This is a genomic window from Psychrobacter aquimaris (genome assembly GCF_016107525.1).
GTDB lineage: Bacteria > Pseudomonadota > Gammaproteobacteria > Pseudomonadales > Moraxellaceae > Psychrobacter > Psychrobacter aquimaris.
Genome location: NZ_JABASR010000001.1, coordinates 421,240 through 437,692, shown reverse-complemented (window position 1 = coordinate 437,692; position 16,453 = coordinate 421,240). Strand labels below are relative to the sequence as shown.

Below are 16,453 nucleotides of genomic sequence, written 5' to 3'. Positions count from 1 at the left end.
TTCTTTGGGTTAGTATAACCTCTTAGCAGCTGTCCAATTTTATTATGCCACTACATATCGTACCCGAAATTATGACGCTAGCGGGTTTATTGCTAGGTACTTCTGGGGTGATAGGAGGCGCTGCGCTTACTAGGCTGCCTACACGCATAATCATAATCTCACTTGCACCGGCGATAAAAGCGTCATCAATCACTGTGTAACTAGGATTAAACGGGTCATCTCCCAGTAGGGCTTTGTAGGTATCAGCGGTGACCTTGAACGCCTTATCCATGCGCCCACGTTTAAAGCAACCAATAACCACACTACAAACCAGTGCTGGCATAACATTGCTATTCAAATTATTGCTGCCAGCTTGATTTTGCACGCCAGCAGCCGCACCTAAAACATCACTCTCAATCATAACGACCCCTAGTAAAAACCTTGCACTACAAGCAGCAGCACAAGGTTTTTTATGGATTTTAATACATTTCGGTAATAAAGCTACTTAACCGTTTTGGATAAGAAGCCTGATTTGGTGTTTAAGTTGAAGGCCAATGTAGCAAGGTGCTCGCCATTATCGTCAGAAGCATCTGCGCCTTTTTCTTTCTTGGTATTGACACCTAAAATCTTTCTATCAACCAGAGCGCCACCACTATTAGTAAAGTCAAATCCCGACTTATTCATAACGCCTCCTTTGTAGCTTGTAAACTCAATAGTTACATCCCCTCCGCCAACAGAGCCGTACCAAAATGCGCTCAAAATCACTTCCACATTTTCTTGATCGGTGTAGTCAGTCGCCAACTTGTTTAGATCAACAAGTATTGCCTCGACTCCATCAGCCTGATTGTCGCCATTCCATATCAAGTACCCATTATCTGTATCAAGCCTTTTCCAACCTACAACGTAATCCTGTCTATCGGGCTTCTTCATAGAAACCCTTACATCTAAATCTTTTCCTGCTGAAGCTAACCATTTATATCTAATCACAGCGAAGTCAAAATCAGCAATAGCTCCACCTACTTGAGGCGCTGTTACTTTCCCGAACTACCTACTCTCCGAATCTCAATCTGACTCACGCCACGGTTAAACACATCCTCAACCGCTTGATAGCTAGGATTAGATGGGTCATGCCCTAGTAGTGACTTGTAATTATCACGAGTGACAACAAACGCCTTATCCATGCGCCCACGTCTGAACTTGCCAGCGATCACGCCATTAACGGTAGAAGGCAATGCTGTGCCCTCGCTTTTATCTATAACGCCTTGGTTTTGAATACCAACCGCTGCGCCTAAAATATTGCTCTCAATCATGATGATTCCTTGATAGTTTTAATTGGCCTTGAGCAACTGCGCCTTAGTTGCAGTCACCCAGTAAGCCTATGTCTGCCCATTTGGGTTAGTTAGTAACAGTTAGCTTGTCACCGCGCGTCTGGTTGTATTGGGCGATATTGCGTAGCACCTGATCTTTAGTCGCATAGCCCTTAATGTAAATCTTAGTGGTCTTGCCAGCCTTAACCAGCGTGCTAGTAGCAGGTTCTAGCATATTAAAACTGCCTTTGTTCTTAACTTCTACAAACTCAGCTTCGCTTACGGGCGCTTCAATAAACGCTTTGTTGTCGGATGCTGAGCTATCGGTGGTTGGTTGATCTGGTGCTTTTGCTGACTGTTCAATTTCGTTTGCGCTAGCGTCATCGATGTTACCAATATCTGACGGCGCATCATTGTCGGTAGTGTCAACCACCTCATTAGGCTTTTCGCTGTCGTCCGTGCTTGCACTATCGGTGCCGGTATTGGCGTTTGCTTCACCATCGACCTGAGCGCTATCCCCATCGCTAGTATCATCTTGAATCGTTTGTACATCTTCATTGGTGTCCACCTTATCGTCTGCTACTACTGACTCATCAACCTGTTCATCGGCTGGTGCTGGTTCAACGGTCGGCTCAACTGGCTCATCATCTGGCACTGGCTGTTCGTCTGCTGACTCTTCGGTTGGTGTTGACTCAAGAGCAATCGCTGCTTCAAAATCAAAGTCTCGGTGGTCTAGCAAGCGCCATACTAGCTCTGACTTATTATCAGCACTTAGGTAATCCACCTCGGCCTCGGTCAATAGGTCTTCCAGTTGTTCAACGGTGTTTTTCTTATATACACGCTTGAACTCTGTTAGCTGCTCAAGCTGCTCAAGGTTTTCAGGTAATTGCTTCACGTCTGTCATTTGGATAATCCTTAGTTTTGGTCAAATATAAGATTGAAAAAAGCCTTACTGCCACTTATTGACAGCAAGGCTTTAGTGGCTATACCGTTTTACTGCTTACTAGCGACTTAAAGCGCTGGCAAGTTAATCATCTCGATAAGCATGAATTGGTTTGCGAAACGAGGGATTGGGTTCGTCTCAGCAGCAGTACGGCTATAGATAGCCACATCTTTCTCATAGGCATTGCCGTTAGAGGTCATGACCATAGGTGGTACGGCTACCATACCGACAAATGGTGCTTGTGCTGGGCTGATTGCGCGTGGCACTAGCAAAGCGTGCGCGGTGGTAGATGCGCCTGTCTCATTAAACACGCCCATAGACTTAGGCACGTAGTAGACGTTAGCACCGCTAGTCTTGAGTTTACCTATGCGATAGATACTGGTTTGATCGCCTGCGCTCTCACCGGTCGGCTCGTAGTTTTCACCGCTTAAACCTGAAAAGAAAGCTTGCCCGCGATCTGAGACATACAGATCATAACCACCAACTGCCAGGTTAATTGCTGTTGATAAGCGAGTACGTGCCATACCAAGCGTGATATTGATGTTAGCAAACGCATCAGCGATATTAGTCGGTGATACACCGCCTTTAGTGAAGTTAAACGTCACCACACGACCAGTTTCAGGATCTTGATTGGCTAAGCACATATTGATAGCAGTACGAAGCAAGCGGCCTGTCTGCTCAAAATATTGCTTTTGCATGGCGATAGTCTGCACAGCACCGAACCAAGATAATCCAAGCTCATTCATCAGCTGCGTGATTGCGTCAATAGTGGCAACTGAACGCGAACGGTTAGGGAAAGCGTAGATTGAACGATGACCAAATTCCATATCGATTGATGGTTCAGTTAAAATCTGTATGCCATTCGCTTTACGCTCATAGTCGAAGAAAATCTCAACGGTCACGTCACCGGCGTCAGGCTCGCTACCTGCGACAATATCAAACTGTACGTTGATCTCATGAGTATCAAGATCAGCGGTAGCGCTTGTTATGATATAAGTATCGGTACCAACATCAATCTTATCGATAGGCTGTAGGGTACTGACGCCTTTATTGGTTGGATGGTTACGGCTTTCATCGCTAGCAATCTTAATGCCTTTAACGAAGATAGAAACACGCCCGCCTAGAAATGGGGCTTTTTTAGATGACGTATCAACAATAAACTGAGTCGTACTATCTGCTTTAACGTTGGCAGTGTAGGCCACATGCGAGGTTAAACTAAACGCACCAGTTGCGCCTTTATCCATCGTTAGGATATGACGGTTTTCAGTGTATGGCATACCGGCTTTATCGCCGTCCATTGCGTCACCTTCGCGCATGACGCCCATGTCCATGCCAGCGACCGCCGTACCGAATACGATAGGTAGCTCATTTGAACCCATAGGGTTTGGCAGCATAGACACAAGCGGCAAGCTGTTAGCGATACCATAAGTGATAACCACCTGAGTAGCCGCTGGCACGACTGATAGCGGCTCATGATGACCAAGGGATAAGCTGTCAAACGTAGGCTCTACTGTTGAATCGTATTGCTGAGCGCCGCCAAACGGCATGGCAGCGGCTGCTAGTGCGGCTGCAACAACATAAGCGGACGGCTCTTCGCCACCGTTACGGCGCTTATATTCAATAATACCCTCAGAGATACCATCAAACACCGCTTCAGGATGTTCTTTGATAACAGGGTGGCTGAGCATACGCTGCATAGAAGAAGGCAATTTGCTAAAGCCTACGCTGCGATCAGAGTGTTCATTCTGAGCTAACATAGAGTCAAACGCGGCGACTTCTTGACCCGCATTCGCTTTGTTGGTAAAGATATGCATGATACCGCGTGTGGCTTGCACTTCTTTATGGGCGGCATCGTTTAACTCTCGTGCTTGTTTCTCTTGCATGGGGATAATCCTATACGGTTGATTGGTCAGGTGATTACAGATAACTGATATGTTTATAGTAATGCCTAGCCAAACGGCTCATTTAGGGGTGTTCCATACAGCAAAAAGCCAGCGGCTAGGCTGGCTTGATGGTTGTTTCTGAGAGACTAAAAGTCTTGTCATTCAGAATAAGACTTTTATGAGATGCTAGTTATCTAAACTCAGGCTTATTTAGCATAGTTTCACCTTGCTTATTCAAATAAGACTCTCGACCTAGTAAAAACATTCTGCACAAATCTATCTCGTTACGAAAATGAATAGCCGAGAAACCGCGATGCGTCGGAGCTTTTATGCCATTTAGTTTGTCGAGCGCCACACCTAAACACTCTTGCCATACATTAGGCTGTACACTAGGGTCGACTTGTTTCATGTACTTCCAACGATCAGCCTTATCTAAGGCATCCATAAAATCGATATGCAACTGCTTAAAATCCAACTCTTTTTGCTGGCGATTAGTCATACATCACTCCATTAATTCATAGTTGGTGGCGTAAATCTAACCACACCTCTAAGCGCTTGCCAGCCTTTACCGTCTTTAAAGTTTACGCGTGTCGGAATATTGTTAGGTTTAAACATGGCTGGCGCGGCCATTAAATACCCTGCGCGGTTACAATGCTTAACCCATTCATGATGACAATAGCCCAGTAAAAAATTATTGACGATCACGTCCAGCACCACAAGGCTTGGCGTGCTTATAACGAAACTGTCCAAGCCGTCAAAATGTAAGGCGCGATCATAAGCGCTGCGCCAGTCGTTTTTGCTAAAACCTGCCAAGTCCTCTCTATCGGCATAATTGCGCTGTACTTCATCCCACAACGTATCAAACACACCCCAACACTTATGCTTTGTGATTTTTTTATTAGCGGGAACCAGCTTACCAACTTCAATGTAGTTAATCATGGTCAATTATCCTTAACCTTAATTTTTTAACAAAATTATTATAAACAATATTGTTACTTATAAGGAACTCCCACATCAACAACACTTTCCTCATTAAACGCATCAAGATAGTTAAGATCAAAGCGCTGAGACAGGGCATACTTTTTACCATGACTTGCCAGCATCGACTGTCCCATTATACCAGTAACCTCATGATATTCCTTGTGGTTGTTAAGCATAAAGCAGAATAAATCGCCCTTCTCAGGCGTCCAGTCCGGCTTTAGTTTAATACGGTCATCACCTTCTAGTAAAATATCATATGGCTCAACGAGTGCCATTGACGACATCTCTTCAGAGGTAACAAACATACCGCCGTCATGAAACGCGCCGCCCAAACTATCAAGTATTAATACCATTGCATGACCTAGCGGCTCATAGTCGATAGCGTGCTCATCATTATCACTCACCGTACCCAGTCCTGACCAGGTGACGAAATCACGGCTGTCATCACCTGCATTAACCGGTAGCACCACACGCCTAAAAGCGAAGACAGGGATCACCGATTGACTACGCAAAGTAATGATACGATTGGTGAGCGCCTGACCATTAGCAACTAGCGTATTCTCTATTCTTAAACTCATTTAGTGCCCCACTTACCTTGATAGGTGTTGATCTCAGTTTGATATATCTGTTTAAAGTTATCCGGCACGCCTTTTTTACCGACTTGCGTGCGAGCGTATTGGTAGCTGGCACGTTCCGCTTGTGTCGGCTGATTAGGGGATTTGGCTTGCGCGCGTTTTTGCTCAGCCTTGATCTGCTTCTCAGCCTTGACCGCCGCTTGCTTAATCTTTTTCGACCAGTGAAGACGACCATTCCAATTGTTTAGCGCCTCGGTCTGCTTAGCCGCTTCGCGCTCTAATTGCTTAGACGTTTTACGGTGCGGCTTTATCTTATTGCTGGCCTTGGCGATATCGTCTGTGGCATAGCCTTTGACCTTGGCGATCATGTGAGGACTCATAAGATGCTTCATCACGCGCAAAGTATGCTTGCAAGCCACGCCAGTCAGCTTAGGGTTACGGGTCGAGGGATAACGGTTTTCATCTACCCCAAAGTTATACTTACCCACAGTGGCTAGGTATCGGTACCAGTAACGATGACGGCCACAATCGCAATCAAAGTTAATCTTACCGTCAATGACCGCTTTTTTGACATCGACAACGCTAGGGGCGCGTGTGCGACCTAGCAGCAGCTCTGGATAGTCTAGTAATTGCACTGAAACATAGTGATGCGTGTCTGGACTACCGATACCCGCATTAGTGACAAACTTTATGATATTGCCCTGGCGCTTAAAGACGCTGGCTAGAAATATCTGAGTATTGGCGCGGTTGATATCCTCCCGCCTTGACTGATTGATGACATCAGTTGGGGTTATGCCACCTAAGAACTTGTTTGATGCTTTTTTGACATTGGCGAGATAAGCGTCGAGCACCGCCGCATTCATGGTTTTTTTAAGCTCATTATTGCGCTTGGTGTCGCCTAGTGTGAACTCAAGTAATTCGCTGACACTGATACCGGCGCGGCTTTTGGCTGACTTGATAAGCGAGGCAAGTTGACGGTTATTCAGTCGCTCGCCTGCCTCAATATCTTTTAATGTCTCTTTTAGGTACTTGTTGTGCGTGCTGGCATGTTTGCGCTGCTCACCGACGCTTTTACCGGTACGTAAACGCCAGGCACGAAGCTCATCGAGTGTCATGTCATTGGTTTTGCGGTCCTGCCAGCTTGTAGAGTCCTCGCGCTCTTCACTTAGATAATCAACAGGATCAGCCATTCATCACCTCACTACTGGCATAAGTGCGCTTGATTTGCGCTAGGCTGGCAGGTAGTGGTAAGTAGATGCGTTTATTCGGTAGCGCCTCACCTATTCTATTCGTGCCAGCGCATAGCATTACAACATCAGCATCATCACGATTGCCATAAGCACGGTAAGCTATGAGCGTTGGATCATGGATTTCATCGGTGCCTATATCCCACACAATCAACTTATCGGTACGCGCACGGCGTACCAGTAAGTCAACGTGAGTGCGGACAGCGTTTAGATAGATATTTTTCATAACGCCCCTTATATCTTAACGATCTCAAAGTAATAAGTAGCGTTAACAGTGTATTTTTTCGCACCGTCAACATCAGTGTCACTTGTATATGGAACATAAAAAGTTATACCCGTGCCGTCCACTTTCTCGGCAATAGACGTATTATTACTTCTGACCTCATGCTCTAGCGGATCGTAACCTGCAGGATAATTCAACTCTAAACGGCGGCTAGTGCTGGCTGGCTGGCACTCAAAGTCGCTAATAAACGTATTAGCAAACGCACCTGAACGAACCAGATTAAAACTACCAGACGTGCTAAGCGTAAAGTTAACCCGCGCTATGGTGCTGTTAACCTGACTGTAACCGTTCGTCTCACCTGTGAACGTAACATCAATACGGCCTAGAACCGCACCCACGCCAGCGGTTTCCGCTAATTCATTGATTCTCTGATTTAAAGCGGCAATTGCTTGATTAAACATTGATTTAAGAACGTATTGCGGATGAGGGTTTGGAACGCTATCGTCTGGATTTAAGATAGACAAATGATCGTTTTGCCATTGATTTATGAGCGCTTGCTCTTGTGCGATATCATCCATATCCTGATCATGCTCTACATCAAGCACATATTGATCATGCGGGTCTACATGGTTTAAATGATCATCTACAAAGTCCGATGTTTTTAAATACTGCTCGTGGGCATCCGGATCATCGATATGATCTTGAATATCACTGGCTTTGGCGTATTGTGGATGAGGGTTTGGTGCCGCTAAATGCTGCTCCATAATGACCACTGATAACGCGCCGTTTGGGTCAGTGCTGACGGTGACGCTATCGGCTGCCACATCTTGCAAGGACAACCCAAAACCAATCACAAAAGTAATATCAGGGTGCAAGCTAAATAAGGGAGTAGTGTTTGATCCTGCCAACGCAAATAAAACGCCGTCATCAGTGAACAAGCCAACTTCATAAACATCTGTCTTGGTGTCGCCACTCATTGAGGTGGTGAAGCGCAAGGTATTACTAACCACCTCAATATCACCCGACACGATGCTGCCGCGCTTAACCTCACTCGTTAATGCGGTTTCATTACCTGTTGCCAAGTGCTGCGCCGTACCGACTGCAACTTGTGTTAAGTTGATCTTAAGCTGTGCGGAGTCTGCATTAGCGTTGAGGGCGGCTTGCTTGCCTGCCTCAGTAATGGTGAAAATAATAGGTTGGGGCATTGTTTGATCCAATAATCAGTATAGTAATAATTATTAGTGTAGCGTGTGCTGGCAAGTATGGTGGGCGGTGTTCCAAGTAGCTAACCCTAGCTAAAGCATAGCCGCAAGCTCGTTTAAGTCTTCCCACTGCTCTTTATCTTTGACACTACCGACAAATTCCGCCTTATTAACTGGTGAGTAGCTTATCCGCTCCATAAAGCCAAAAGCGAAGGTATCGGCTAAATCGGGCGAGGTTATACCCTCTTTTGCCATATCTTTTTTACTCATAAGTCCCCAGCGTGAACGCTCATCAAAGAAGTACGGCAAGCGGCTCATTTGCGTTTCCATATCCTTAACCATTTGATGCTGACTACGAACCTTGTCACTCACACTAAAGATACCGCGCTCAACGGATTTTGCCATCGATACATAGGCGTGAGCACGTTTGTTGAAGTAAAGCGCCTTTAAATTATTGTTAAAGCAAGGTACTCCCCAGTTGACCGTTTCAAAGTACAAGCCCTCGGACTTGAGTAACTGGCATAGCCCCATGCCAGCGCCCATTGGATCAATAACCAATGTTGCGCCTGCATACTCAGCCATAACGCTGTATATTTGCGCTTTTAGCTCATTGATGTTTGCCCTATTGCTAAACAGCGGTATATCAACCACATGCACATGGCGCTCAATGCGGCCGTTATAATCCTTATCAACGACTTTCATCACTGTGATAACGCTATGATCTCGGCCAACGTCACCGCCGACATCGACTGTGACGATATAACCGTACTCGCCATCCTCAGTCACCACCGGCTTACGTGCAAGCATGTTACTGATCTCAGTGCGAGTCAGTAGATATTTGCCCTTTAATTCAGGGAATAGTCCACGTATGCGGATCAGATAACCAGGATGGTCGCGGCTACCGTACTGGTACAATGCTTCGACAAGTTTTGTTTTGCTAACTAGCGGCGACTCTTCGCCATTGAATACAAGATTGGTCCATATGCCGCCACTGGTGCGGCTTAACGTATGGTGCGTATCGTAGAAAAAGCCGGTACTGGTGGCAGGCTGGCTTGTGAGTACAGCGCGGTTATTCTCGTGCGTCAATGCACCGATGACGACTTCCATTACCTCGTCATCAATACCAGCAGCTTCATCACCCCATACCATGTAGTAATCGCCATGTTGACCAGCGATATTGGTTGGTGAGTGTTTAGGCGCAGTTTTGGCGAACACAAACCAAGTATCTTTAAAGTTTTTAATGTAGATTTTTTCAGCCAATACCACCACGAAATCAGCAAGCCAGCCCAAAGATGGGTTGTTCTTGAGCCGCTGCAAACAGATATTAATCTCTTTCCAAACGACCGTTCTCAGCTGTCCGATTTGCGGGGCAGTAAACAGCATGACCGACTCAGGGTAGAAGAGTAGATGCCATAAGGCCACAATGCCAGCCGACCTTGATTTTCCCGTACCATGACCAGACGCTACCGTGGTGCGGCTACCGGGTACGACTATTGATTGAAATAGCGTCTGTTGTTGCGGGGTTACGCCTTGATTGTTGGCATAAGTCATGCCCAATGCTTCAACGGCAAAGCGTGTTATGTTGTAGCGATAGCGCTTGCAAACCTCGGCCCACTCAGGCAACTCGTAAAGATTTTCTATCACGTTAGACCTTAGATGCTAAACGGCATCATTTCAAACTCGCTATCGTCATCATCTTGATCATCTTGATCATCATTATCATCGTCGCTAGGTTGGCGCGTTATCACATAGCCGCCGTGTGCTTGCCCTGCGGCCCAAATAGCAAGTAATACCGCGATATGACCGTTATTCATACCCATACTGTCAAAGTCGAGCGCGCGGCCACGCTCATCAAACTTGCGAGTCTGAATCACATTTTTTGGATCAAAACGTGCCAGCGAATCATCAATACTTAGAAGACCTGCTGCATTAGCTGCCTTGTAAGCACTCATGACCGTACTCATTTGCTCCTTCTCATTGAACGCCATCCCCCAATGACCAAACAAGTTAGGCGTATCAGTGACGACAATCGTGTTCTCTTTAGCCTTTGGTTGATCACGCCATGTATCTTGCTTAGCGACTAATATCTTGCCGCTATCAGCAGAGGTGACAGCAAGTATGCGTACTGGCTCACCGTCATAGCTTGCGGCTCGCGCATCAATAGTGACTAGGTTGGGATTGATGGGTTTGGCTGGCTTGCTGGTCATCACAAATCCTTAATATCAGTCTGAGTAATAACACCCGTATTAGGATCGGCATTTACTCGAGTATGGCGGTCATGCTCACGATCAATCACGTCAGCCTCGATAACAACACCATTTAACTCATCAGCAGGATCACGCCCACCGTCAACTGGTGGTAAGCCTGGCGGAATACTACCGTCTGGTTCGCCCGTATCAGTAATATCATCGTCAGGATGGCCTAAACCGACCACGTTTGGCTCAAGCCCTACCACTACGCAATCCACAGTCGCACCATGAATGTTTTTAATACCCACATCGATCTTGTCAGGATAAAGCGTGTTTTCGACCACTTTAAAATTCCAGTTATCCTTGATGACAAACGTGCCAGCAAAGCCAAGCTCATAAACCAAATCAAAACTACGCTTACCTTCGTGCGTCCAGTAGTTCACAAACTGCTTAGCAATGGATGACGCAGCGTGAGGATTGGGTGCAAAAAAGGCGACCTGACAGCGATAAGCGATAGCAGCGGTACGAAGTTGCACCACTCGCTGCAATGGGTCTGCTGGCACGATGACATTGATCCAGTTGGCATTAGGCTGCACAATGTCACGCTCAGGTGGTGACTCGATAGCGCTAATCGCTGTGACCATGATAGGCAAGTAGACAGACGTGCCGCTATTAGTGGTATCCCCCATCGCCTTAGCATTCTCATTTTGCTGTACCGCCTTGAGCATCGCTTCAGCGTCATCAACCATCTCAGTCTTTGAGACGATGATAGCGCCCTCTATTCGCCGCGTTTTCCAGTCACGGATAGATTGTTGTCCGGACGGTGAGCACCATTGTCTAAAATCACGCAATACTAAGCCCCACGCCATTTGCATAGACTCAAGGGGTGATAGCAGTCTGTTATTGCTCATGCCAGCCCCTTAGCGATTGTGACCAAATAAAAAGACACGCTCTTTTTTACGCTCGCTATCCAAGTGCGTTTTTTTCGCGCTCTCAGTGGTGCGTAAATCACGATCAGAGGTACCTTGGTTGTTAAAGCTATCCCATTGGGCGGTAATCTCGCTAAACGGCACCGATGGGCAAATAAGGGTGTCAAATATTGCTTCTTTGCGGCTGGCACGTTTAACACGTAGTTTGTTTAGGCGCACCTCGCGATTAATCGCCTCTTCTTGAGCGGCGACCACCTCGTTTTGGTAATGATTAATCATGGCGTCTGACTGGATAGCCGTTAAGATACTGTCATATTGGTGCATGATGGCTGTCTCTAGTGCTGACTTAATCATGCTTTGTTGCGGGGTAATGCCGGTCACACTATCAAACGCAAATTCACCGTCCTCTTGCTCGATGAATAGTGCGTCAAACAGTCCGTCACCGCGATTGGTGTTGTAGTTTGGCTGTCTTACAAAGTCGTAACCGTAAAACCCTGTGACATCATATAACCCGCCTGCGCCTCGCTTACGCATGACCGCGCTACTAAAGCCGCCTACTTTGTTTGCATATAGGCGCTCTGAGTATTTACCACTATCGGTGTCTAAAAATTCATGCTGTGTTGATACGTTGCCGCTATTGTCAGCCGATAACTTGATAGTACGAATGGCCGGTTCAATGCGGATCGTTTCATTAGTATTAGGGTTTACCCAAACGTCTGGCGGATTCATGCCAAAACGTCCACGCAACTCATGGCCGTAGTAGCCGTACATATCACCGCTATTGACCAGCTCTTGTGTGCGGCTTGAGTTGATGTTATCAACCATCGACTGAACGCTTACGTCTGATCTGTCTGTACCGATATCTTTTGAGCGACCACGATCACTCAAGTTATAAGTAATCAGTTTTGTTTTCTTAGCCATGAAAAAAGCCCCTTAAGTAAGCATAGTTAATATACTTAGTTTAAGGGGCTTTGCTGGGGTGCTGGCTGGGGTGTTCCTAGCGCTGTATTCTTGCCAGCGCATAACTAACAACCGTTAGTTAGAGATATAGGAAAGCGCTATTACATATTAATGCTTTCGTAATTTTTTAAAGAACGACTTATTCATAACTAACGTTTCTGTCTGTACTTTCTCTAAACCTATTTCATGCTCTAGCATCAAATCCAATAAAGCCATCTGATCAATTAAAATTAAACTATGGCTATTTAGGTTTTGAGCATAATCCAGTGCTGGCTTGGTAAAATCACTTGTAGTAATAAATATACCATGATGATACTTAGTATCAGGTGTAAAACCACCAACGAAATTGCGCAGTTCTCTGTTTGATATATTATTACCTTCGCTGTACTGCTTAGCTTGGATATAATAAGTATGAATATCATCAGCGCCACAGTCTTGCGTGATAATACCGTCTATACCACCGTCATTACTCTGTCCTGTATGCTTTGCGCTGAAAATGGCATTTGGATCCTCTCGCTTTAACGAGGCCTCAACCACACTCAAACAAAGATGCTCAAACTGTAATGGGGTTAAATGAAAAACCTCATCCAGTATCATTTTTGGCGTCACTTTTACATGGTCGTTCGCTGCAATTACATTGGCATAGTTGTTCATAAATACAGAAGTACGGCGCATCGTTTCGCTAATTAAATGATTAATTAAAGGGTCGCCTTTTTCCCCATAAGCAGCTTTATTAACCTCGCGCAAGACTCGGAAGCTCTTAGAATCGAATCTACCTAGGTTCGACTGGTATGTATTAGAAGAAACATCAGAGTGTCGGTAATTTGCAAAATTATCGCCTGCCAGCCAAAAATAAATCTTACCAAAGGGATCTATCTGTATTAAATTTTCAGGCGTAATCCTGCTATTGAAGGGGATAAGGTGAATAGAAGACTGCCCTAGATTCGCTTCAATATTGAAAACCTCACTTTTTATCGCGCCTATTGCCACTAGGCAAGATAGCATTATCTCGGTTAAATACGCATAACAAGAATCAACCATGTCCTCATCTTCATCGTCTGCATGTATAGGAAACTCAGGATTCACAAAAGATATTTTTAAATGCTCGCCTGTAATTCCCGTAATTTCTTCTACCTTCTTATCAAAAGCTTTAGGAGTAATACCGTTGGTTCGATTGCATAATTGCTTAACTGCCTGAATACCCGCGTTGAGGATGTCACCAAAAGGTGGCATATCTGAAGAACCTTTCATTGGACTCTCTTAATTTTAGTTAAAAAAATAGGGCTGCGCCTTAAACGCAAGCCCTTCTTCATAAACTTATATTTTTACGGTCTTACAAATAGTGGAAACTGATCGGCAAACACACTACATATCTCTTTTTTATTACTGGCATTTTCATACTCTGCCTGAAAATCAGCCAACCCTTCTTTTAAAGTTTCTTTCAATCGATCTGACTCCCCATGATCTTCTGCGAGTGCCATACATTGACTGGCTTTACTAATTACAGCCTCACTGTAATCTTCATATCCACAATATAGCTGCGCTGAAGTAGCCAACCCATGCTCATACATTAACTGCATACAGTTGTAGTCATCACTTGCCAGCGCTGGCGTGAATAAGCTCAATGACAAACTAACCCCAATAACGATCTTGACCAAACCCGCCTGTAACTGCATGCGCTAACCCCCTATCCGACAAATTTTGATTAATTGTATCATTGCTTGATTGCAATATAACAGGTTTATTGCTACCGCCGCTGTCAAGACGCTCTTTGATCTTAGGCGCGGCGGGTATTTTAAGGATAGGCGAGGCTGGCATGTTAGCAGGTGCATAGCCTGTATTGCTGCCAGCGGGCGTGCTTGAGTTGAAAATCATAGGCTTATTTTCGCTAAAGCTGCTATTAGCAATATTCGCCTTTTTGGTCTTTTCAGGAACCATACTGCCCATACTTACACCCAGCGCACTGCTATTGTTTTTAGCCTTACCTGCCAGCGATTTATTAGCCTCTTTGCTGGCTGGCTGTTTTTGAGTAACAACCTTTTTAGCTGTTTTTGCCACCTTGTCTGTAACTTCATCCACTACAGTAGTGTCTTCAATAGGCTTAAGCTGTTTATCAATAAGCGCCTTGTATTGATCTCGATACTGATGATGTTTTGCATACTTAGGATCAGTATAGCGCCAGCGTATGTAATTTTTACCTAAAACTTCGTTGGCTTCGTTGTAATCTACATTAGGGTTTTTTAAAAACTGATCTTTGGTTCGCTTGTAGGAAGGATTAGTATTAATTTCATTTACTGCAAATTTCGCCTGCTCGTCCAGCGCCTCTTGCGACTGCATTATTTTGCCGTTCTTAATCATACCTTTTGATTCTAAGTGCTTGTATAGCTTCTTGCCGCGCTCTTTCTGCCATGAAAACATGCCTAGATTGTATTCGTTGTTAGCAGGGTCGCTATGGCCGCCAAACAAGTATTTATCTTGATAGCTGTTCTCACGTCCAACCTCGGCCGTCATTGCGCGTGCCTGAGCATCTGACAAGCCAGCGTTTCTGAATGACTCATAAACCATCATTTGGTTTTTATTCTGCTTTTCTGACAATACAGCAGCACTGGCACCGTTCGCACCAGCATTTGCAGACGTAACACCATCGGCGCCGCCTGTTAAGAAATTCCCGACATTATCAATAGCTGCGGAGACTGCGGATAATGAGCTTTCGTAAAAGTTGTTAGCGGCGTTTTCCATGCGACTAAAGAACGGCTTAATCCCGTTATTCCACGTATCACTCATTTTCTTAGGTAAGTTATAAGCGGTAATAGCTTTCGTCCAATCCTCAATATAAGGGGATGCTGCCGCTCCTAAAGCCTCACCTGCGCCACTACCAATCCAGCCGCCAATACCTGCGCCAATAAGACCGCCGACAACAGTACCAACAACTGGCACAATAGAACCAATGGTCGCGCCAGCCGCACCACCTGCCGCCATACCTGCGGTCGTACCTGCTAAGCCACCAACACCAGCGGATTTCTCTTTATGATTGAGACCACCCCAATCCATGGCAAGCGCACCCGCCCCCACTGCTGCGCCAATATAGGGTAACTTTTTACCTAAAAATCCCAATCCCCTTCTAAATAGACCGCCTCGACCCCTGCGTCTGTTACGTCTGTTACGACCACCACCAGCACCGAGCAACCCATCAAGCAAGCCACCACCAGCACCGCCGCCTTGCTTTTTAATCGCCTTCCATATCTTATCGAGTAGCTTTTCATTCTCACGATTGTGCCGCGTCTCATCATTAGACAATGGCTCGCGTCGCTTCATTGACTTAAACTTTGACCAACTGAACTTAGCACCGCGTCCGGCAAGCTTGCCAGCGCGTCCGATAGGAGATAGCAGCTCTTTAGCCTCTCTAATACTATCAAGCATCGGGTCCATGCCGCTAACATCATTACTAAGGCCGCCCATACCACCACCAGGCAAGCCAAAACCTCTTTTGCTATTACTACCATCCGATATAAAGCGCCCATTGGCATCACGCTCACGTCGAGCATTATCGGGTGAGTTGTTGCTTGAGCTTGTACTGCGATTACTTGAGCCGGATGAATTGCTACCACGATCAGCTGCGCTTGAGCTGGCACGGCTAATCGTTGAGCGACTAGCTGAACCGCTAGATGATCTATTGCTATTACGGTTATTGGTGCCATCGGTACTAGCTGAAGAGGATATACGCGGGCGTCTATCGAGCGAGCTTGAGCGCGTGCGACTTATGCTTGCGCTGGCTTGTGATTCGCTACGATAGTTTGCGGATTTGACTGCGCGGGTAAGCTCTCGCATTCGTGTGTTGCCAATTTGGTTTTGGCTCTTGAGTATCTGAATGATCTCTTGCGTATCATCATGGACGTTATCAATCCCGTCCTTCATGCGATTAATGCCAACGATAAAGCCGTTAGCATCGTAATTTAGGGTAGTCATAATTGAGTGCCTTATATGCGTTTAAGTCACTCAATTATCGCACTTGCCAGCATTTAAGCGCCTTGCTGT

General features: G+C 45.7%; 18 protein-coding genes. All 18 read right to left on the bottom strand.

All coding sequences use genetic code 11. The features are described from left to right. Positions 1-22: 22 nt before the first annotated feature. Entirely contained in the window at positions 23-400 is a 378-nt protein-coding gene (locus JFC10_RS02015) for a hypothetical protein (protein WP_198331430.1), read from the bottom strand. 80 nt (positions 401-480) lie between these two features. Beyond that, entirely contained in the window at positions 481-909 is a 429-nt protein-coding gene (locus tag JFC10_RS02010) for a hypothetical protein (RefSeq protein ID WP_198331429.1), read from the bottom strand. Positions 910-1,010: 101 nt separating this feature from the next. Further along, positions 1,011-1,289 (bottom strand): hypothetical protein, encoded by a 279-nt coding sequence (locus JFC10_RS02005; RefSeq protein ID WP_198331428.1) that lies wholly within the window; start codon positions 1,287-1,289, stop codon positions 1,011-1,013. 85 nt (positions 1,290-1,374) lie between these two features. Further along, positions 1,375-2,190 carry a hypothetical protein gene (locus JFC10_RS02000; protein ID WP_198331427.1) on the bottom strand — a complete coding sequence of 272 codons (816 nt, stop codon included), beginning with the start codon at positions 2,188-2,190 and terminating at the stop codon, positions 1,375-1,377. Positions 2,191-2,297: 107 nt separating this feature from the next. Next, positions 2,298-4,112 carry a hypothetical protein gene (locus tag JFC10_RS01995; protein WP_198331426.1) on the bottom strand — a complete coding sequence of 605 codons (1,815 nt, stop codon included), beginning with the start codon at positions 4,110-4,112 and terminating at the stop codon, positions 2,298-2,300. Between the two features lie 190 nt (positions 4,113-4,302). Next, positions 4,303-4,611 carry a hypothetical protein gene (locus JFC10_RS01990; protein ID WP_198331425.1) on the bottom strand — a complete coding sequence of 103 codons (309 nt, stop codon included), beginning with the start codon at positions 4,609-4,611 and terminating at the stop codon, positions 4,303-4,305. Between the two features lie 11 nt (positions 4,612-4,622). After that, entirely contained in the window at positions 4,623-5,051 is a 429-nt protein-coding gene (locus tag JFC10_RS01985; RefSeq protein WP_198331424.1) for a hypothetical protein, read from the bottom strand. A 53-nt stretch (positions 5,052-5,104) separates the two neighbouring features. Then, positions 5,105-5,671: a hypothetical protein gene (locus JFC10_RS01980; RefSeq protein ID WP_198331423.1), complete on the bottom strand. Its 567-nt coding sequence runs from the start codon at positions 5,669-5,671 to the stop codon at positions 5,105-5,107. After that, positions 5,668-6,858: a hypothetical protein gene (locus JFC10_RS01975; RefSeq protein WP_198331422.1), complete on the bottom strand. Its 1,191-nt coding sequence runs from the start codon at positions 6,856-6,858 to the stop codon at positions 5,668-5,670. The genes JFC10_RS01980 and JFC10_RS01975 overlap by 4 nt, the downstream gene beginning before the upstream one ends. Then, entirely contained in the window at positions 6,851-7,141 is a 291-nt protein-coding gene (locus JFC10_RS01970) for a hypothetical protein (protein ID WP_198331421.1), read from the bottom strand. Before JFC10_RS01970 ends, JFC10_RS01975 begins: the two co-directional genes overlap by 8 nt. Before the next feature lie 8 nt (positions 7,142-7,149). After that, positions 7,150-8,343, bottom strand: a complete 1,194-nt coding sequence (locus tag JFC10_RS01965; protein ID WP_198331420.1) for a phage tail-collar fiber domain-containing protein — start codon at positions 8,341-8,343, stop codon at positions 7,150-7,152. A gap of 90 nt (positions 8,344-8,433) precedes the next feature. Continuing rightward, complete coding sequence (locus JFC10_RS01960) at positions 8,434-9,984, bottom strand: hypothetical protein (RefSeq protein WP_198331419.1); 1,551 nt, start codon at positions 9,982-9,984, stop codon at positions 8,434-8,436. 8 nt (positions 9,985-9,992) lie between these two features. Then, positions 9,993-10,547: a hypothetical protein gene (locus JFC10_RS01955; RefSeq protein WP_198331418.1), complete on the bottom strand. Its 555-nt coding sequence runs from the start codon at positions 10,545-10,547 to the stop codon at positions 9,993-9,995. Continuing rightward, on the bottom strand, positions 10,547-11,440 hold the full coding sequence (locus tag JFC10_RS01950; protein WP_198331417.1) for a hypothetical protein: 894 nt from the start codon (positions 11,438-11,440) through the stop codon (positions 10,547-10,549). The genes JFC10_RS01955 and JFC10_RS01950 overlap by 1 nt, the downstream gene beginning before the upstream one ends. Before the next feature lie 9 nt (positions 11,441-11,449). After that, complete coding sequence (locus JFC10_RS01945; protein WP_198331416.1) at positions 11,450-12,379, bottom strand: hypothetical protein; 930 nt, start codon at positions 12,377-12,379, stop codon at positions 11,450-11,452. Between the two features lie 147 nt (positions 12,380-12,526). Next, positions 12,527-13,669 carry a restriction endonuclease gene (locus tag JFC10_RS01940; protein ID WP_198331415.1) on the bottom strand — a complete coding sequence of 381 codons (1,143 nt, stop codon included), beginning with the start codon at positions 13,667-13,669 and terminating at the stop codon, positions 12,527-12,529. A gap of 74 nt (positions 13,670-13,743) precedes the next feature. Beyond that, the gene (locus tag JFC10_RS01935; RefSeq protein ID WP_198331414.1) at positions 13,744-14,094 is read right to left on the bottom strand and encodes a hypothetical protein; all 351 of its coding nucleotides are present in this window, start codon (positions 14,092-14,094) and stop codon (positions 13,744-13,746) included. Then, a complete protein-coding gene (locus tag JFC10_RS01930; protein ID WP_198331413.1) occupies positions 14,051-16,384 on the bottom strand; it encodes a phage tail tip lysozyme in 2,334 nt (777 codons plus the stop codon). Before JFC10_RS01930 ends, JFC10_RS01935 begins: the two co-directional genes overlap by 44 nt. Between the last annotated feature and the right edge of the window lie 69 nt (positions 16,385-16,453).

Bases quoted from the DNA above. Each gene is read 5' to 3' on its own strand.
- JFC10_RS02015 (WP_198331430.1), bottom strand. From the start codon at position 400: ATGATTGAGAGTGATGTTTTAGGTGCGGCTGCTGGCGTGCAAAATCAA.
- JFC10_RS02010 (WP_198331429.1), bottom strand. From the start codon at position 909: ATGAAGAAGCCCGATAGACAGGATTACGTTGTAGGTTGGAAAAGGCTT.
- JFC10_RS02005 (WP_198331428.1), bottom strand. From the start codon at position 1,289: ATGATTGAGAGCAATATTTTAGGCGCAGCGGTTGGTATTCAAAACCAA.
- JFC10_RS02000 (WP_198331427.1), bottom strand. From the start codon at position 2,190: ATGACAGACGTGAAGCAATTACCTGAAAACCTTGAGCAGCTTGAGCAG.
- JFC10_RS01995 (WP_198331426.1), bottom strand. From the start codon at position 4,112: ATGCAAGAGAAACAAGCACGAGAGTTAAACGATGCCGCCCATAAAGAA.
- JFC10_RS01990 (WP_198331425.1), bottom strand. From the start codon at position 4,611: ATGACTAATCGCCAGCAAAAAGAGTTGGATTTTAAGCAGTTGCATATC.
- JFC10_RS01985 (WP_198331424.1), bottom strand. From the start codon at position 5,051: ATGATTAACTACATTGAAGTTGGTAAGCTGGTTCCCGCTAATAAAAAA.
- JFC10_RS01980 (WP_198331423.1), bottom strand. From the start codon at position 5,671: ATGAGTTTAAGAATAGAGAATACGCTAGTTGCTAATGGTCAGGCGCTC.
- JFC10_RS01975 (WP_198331422.1), bottom strand. From the start codon at position 6,858: ATGGCTGATCCTGTTGATTATCTAAGTGAAGAGCGCGAGGACTCTACA.
- JFC10_RS01970 (WP_198331421.1), bottom strand. From the start codon at position 7,141: ATGAAAAATATCTATCTAAACGCTGTCCGCACTCACGTTGACTTACTG.
- JFC10_RS01965 (WP_198331420.1), bottom strand. From the start codon at position 8,343: ATGCCCCAACCTATTATTTTCACCATTACTGAGGCAGGCAAGCAAGCC.
- JFC10_RS01955 (WP_198331418.1), bottom strand. From the start codon at position 10,547: ATGACCAGCAAGCCAGCCAAACCCATCAATCCCAACCTAGTCACTATT.
- JFC10_RS01950 (WP_198331417.1), bottom strand. From the start codon at position 11,440: ATGAGCAATAACAGACTGCTATCACCCCTTGAGTCTATGCAAATGGCG.
- JFC10_RS01945 (WP_198331416.1), bottom strand. From the start codon at position 12,379: ATGGCTAAGAAAACAAAACTGATTACTTATAACTTGAGTGATCGTGGT.
- JFC10_RS01940 (WP_198331415.1), bottom strand. From the start codon at position 13,669: ATGAAAGGTTCTTCAGATATGCCACCTTTTGGTGACATCCTCAACGCG.
- JFC10_RS01935 (WP_198331414.1), bottom strand. From the start codon at position 14,094: ATGCAGTTACAGGCGGGTTTGGTCAAGATCGTTATTGGGGTTAGTTTG.
- JFC10_RS01930 (WP_198331413.1), bottom strand. From the start codon at position 16,384: ATGACTACCCTAAATTACGATGCTAACGGCTTTATCGTTGGCATTAAT.